A 2880-nucleotide genomic window follows, 5' to 3' on the forward strand; every position below is an offset into this window, starting at 1 on the left:
CGCTCCAGCACCGGACGGGCGTCGTCGAAGCCGTACTTGAGCATGCCGGCGTAGTCGGCGTGGCCGGGCCGGGGCCGCGTCAGCGGCGCGTTGCGGGCTGAATCCTCCAAGTCCGCTAGTCGCTCGGGGTCGACGGGGTCGGCGGCCATCACCGTCTCCCACTTCGGCCATTCGGTGTTGCCGATCTCGATGGCGATCGGCCCGCCCAGCGTGAGGCCGTGCCGGACCCCGGCCAGCACCGTCACCTGGTCCTGCTCGAACTTCATCCGGGCGCCGCGGCCGTAGCCGAGTCGACGGCGCTTCAGCTGGGCGCCGATGTCCTCGGAGGTGACGTGCACACCGGCGACCATGCCCTCGAGCATGGCCACCAGGGCGCGGCCGTGCGATTCCCCGGCAGTGGTCCAACGCAACACGCGTCCCATCTTCCCACGTCGGGTTTCCCGGACGTAATTCGCCGATCCACGGCGCGTACCGAGCAGGCGTCTTCACCGCCTGATCCGCCGCCCCGCGCGATCGACCGCAATCGCAAAACCACTGTCACCGCCTGGAAACACACTGACGGCACAGTCCATGCATGGACTCCCGGTCAGCGCTCACCCTGAGCATCGGCGTGCTCGGCGGAGTGGCGGTGGCGCTGACCGCCGAGGTCATCACCGTCCCGATCTGGGTGGTGTTCCTGACGTGGGCCTCGTTCTTCTTCGTCGGCGGTGGCGTCGCCGGCTGGGTGCGTTCCCTGTCGAGCAACCTCGTCGGCGTCGTCATCGCCTCGGCCAGCCTGTACGCCGGACACCTGCTGGGCGGCAGCGTCTTCGCCGTCGCGTTGGCGGTCGGCGTCGGCAGCGCCGTGATGGTCCAGGCGTCCTGGGTGCCGCTGCTGTCGACCACTCCGGCCGTGGTGGTCGGCTTCGCAGCCACCGTGTCGACGGTCGCGGGCACCGGCAACGCCGTCACCGTGACGACGATCAGCCATCCCGGCCTGGTCGCCGCGACAGCGTGCGTGCTCGGTGCGTCGTTCGGGCTGCTCTCGGAGTACGTGGCGACGCTGCTCACCCGCGACACCGCGGTGGAGACCACGACGGAAGGTAGCCCGGCGTCATGAAACTGCAGCACAACCTCGGCGGTCTCGAAGGACTTCCGGAGCCGCTGAACCTCGAGAAGCGGGTGTTCGTCGAGGACTGGGAGAAACGGATCTTCGGCATCCACGTGGCGATGATGGGGTTGTCCAACCACCTGGGCTCGGCGTTGCCGCAGTATCCGATCGACGAGGTGCCGACCGCGTTCAAGGACGAATGGACGTGGGCGGACCTGCGCACCGGCGCCGAGGCGATGAACCCGTTCGACTACTTCAAGTTCCGCTACTACGAGAAGTGGCTCGGCGGCATCACGCAATTCTTCATCGACAAGGGCTACCTCGACGAAGCCGAACTGGCGGCTCGCCAGGCCCAATTGGACAGCGCCGCCGAGCAGGACACCTCGGCAGTGGAGCCTGCCATCGACGACCAGGTGGTGGCGTACCTGCGCCGGGGCGACAGCCCGCGGCGCGACGTCGCCCACCCGAAGTTCGCAGTCGGTGACCAGGTGCGGATCACCAACGTCCCGGCCGGCGCGCACACTCGGCTGCCCGGACACCTGCGCGGACGGCTCGGCACCGTCGAGCGCGTCTTCGAGGGCGACTACGGCTATTTCACCCACACCGGCGACGGCATCGGCGACCCGATGCCGATCTACATCGTCGGCTTCACCCCCGAGGAGATGTTCGGTCCGCGTGCCGAACCGGGACTGCAGACGTTCTACGCCGAATTGTTCGAGGCCTACCTGGAAGGAGTCAGATGAGCGGGCAGTTCTCCTATCCCGACGACCGTGAGGAGACCAGTGCGGCGAAGGTGGCGGCGCTCGAGTCGCTACTGGTCGAGAAGGGCATCATCACCCCGCAGACGGTGGACAAGGTGCTGGCCTACTTCGAGTCGGAGATGACACCGCTCAACGGCCGCAAGATCGTCGTGAAGGCATGGACGGATCCCGGTTTCGCGGCCCGGGTGGTTGACGACACCCCCTCTGCCATCGATGAACTCGACCTGCCCGACGGGATGGCCGGCGCCGAGGGTGAGCATCTGCAGGCGGTGGCCAACTCCCCCGGTGTGCACAACCTGGTGATCTGCACGCTCTGCTCGTGTTTCCCGTGGCCGGTGCTCGGCCTGCCGCCCTATTGGTACAAGGATCCGGTGTTCCGCTCGCGGGCTGCGCGTGAGCCGCGCAAGGTGCTCAGCGAGGTCGGTGTCGACCTGCCCGCGGACACCGAGATCAAGGTGTGGGACAGCAGCGGCCACTCCCGCTGGTTCGTGATACCCGAACGTCCCTCGGGCACCGACGATTTCACCGACGAGATGCTGATGGACCTGGTCACCACGGAATCGATGATGGGTGTGGGGCTCGCAGGACCGGTGTCATGAGACTCCACGACACCTGCACCACGGACGCGGCGGCCCCGCAGTTCGACCACGAGTGGCAGCGCCGTGCGTTCGGGCTGGCGCTCGCGCTGTCGGAGTTCGGCCACTACGACTGGAACGACTTCCAGCAGAGCCTGATCGAGACCATCGGCCGCTGGGAGGACGCCCCCGAGGCGCAACGCGGCGAGTGGCATTACTACGACCACTGGGTGAGCGCGCTGCAGAAGGTGGTCGACGACCACAGCGTCCTCGACGCACCCCCGCGCGGCGAGGACCACTAGCGACTTCGGCGTGCTTCCGCGCGCTCAACGCTCGAGATCACGCCGAATTCACAAGACGGCGAGGGTCACCGCGGCGGCCGTCGCCGCGCACATCGCCGGACCGTGCGGCACCGTCGATCCCCGCCGCCGCAGCAGCGCCACCACCGCCCACC

The 2880-nt window shown here is 68.0% G+C and carries 5 protein-coding genes; 4 read left to right on the forward strand and 1 reads right to left on the reverse strand.

Going from position 1 to position 2880, the window contains the following annotated elements:
* The coding region (locus Q2100_RS29945; protein WP_302916940.1) for a chorismate synthase at positions 1 to 413 on the reverse strand (413 nt) is incomplete at its 3' end.
* Between the two features lie 161 nt (positions 414 to 574).
* Between Q2100_RS29945 and Q2100_RS29950 the strand changes: the two genes are divergently transcribed.
* From Q2100_RS29950 to Q2100_RS29965, 4 genes are read left to right on the forward strand one after another with little or no spacing between them, the layout of a single operon-like run.
* Positions 575 to 1099, forward strand: coding sequence for a DUF1097 domain-containing protein (locus Q2100_RS29950; protein WP_302916941.1), 525 nt, complete (start codon positions 575 to 577; stop codon positions 1097 to 1099).
* Complete coding sequence (gene nthB / locus Q2100_RS29955) at positions 1096 to 1833, forward strand: nitrile hydratase subunit beta (protein WP_302916942.1); 738 nt, start codon at positions 1096 to 1098, stop codon at positions 1831 to 1833. The genes Q2100_RS29950 and nthB overlap by 4 nt, the downstream gene beginning before the upstream one ends.
* Positions 1830 to 2450, forward strand: a complete 621-nt coding sequence (nthA, locus tag Q2100_RS29960; protein ID WP_264015706.1) for a nitrile hydratase subunit alpha — start codon at positions 1830 to 1832, stop codon at positions 2448 to 2450. Before nthB ends, nthA begins: the two co-directional genes overlap by 4 nt.
* Positions 2447 to 2728: a nitrile hydratase accessory protein gene (locus tag Q2100_RS29965; RefSeq protein WP_302916943.1), complete on the forward strand. Its 282-nt coding sequence runs from the start codon at positions 2447 to 2449 to the stop codon at positions 2726 to 2728. Before nthA ends, Q2100_RS29965 begins: the two co-directional genes overlap by 4 nt.
* Positions 2729 to 2880: the final 152 nt, after the last annotated feature.

This window comes from Mycolicibacterium arseniciresistens, assembly GCF_030519285.1.
GTDB lineage: Bacteria > Actinomycetota > Actinomycetes > Mycobacteriales > Mycobacteriaceae > Mycobacterium > Mycobacterium arseniciresistens.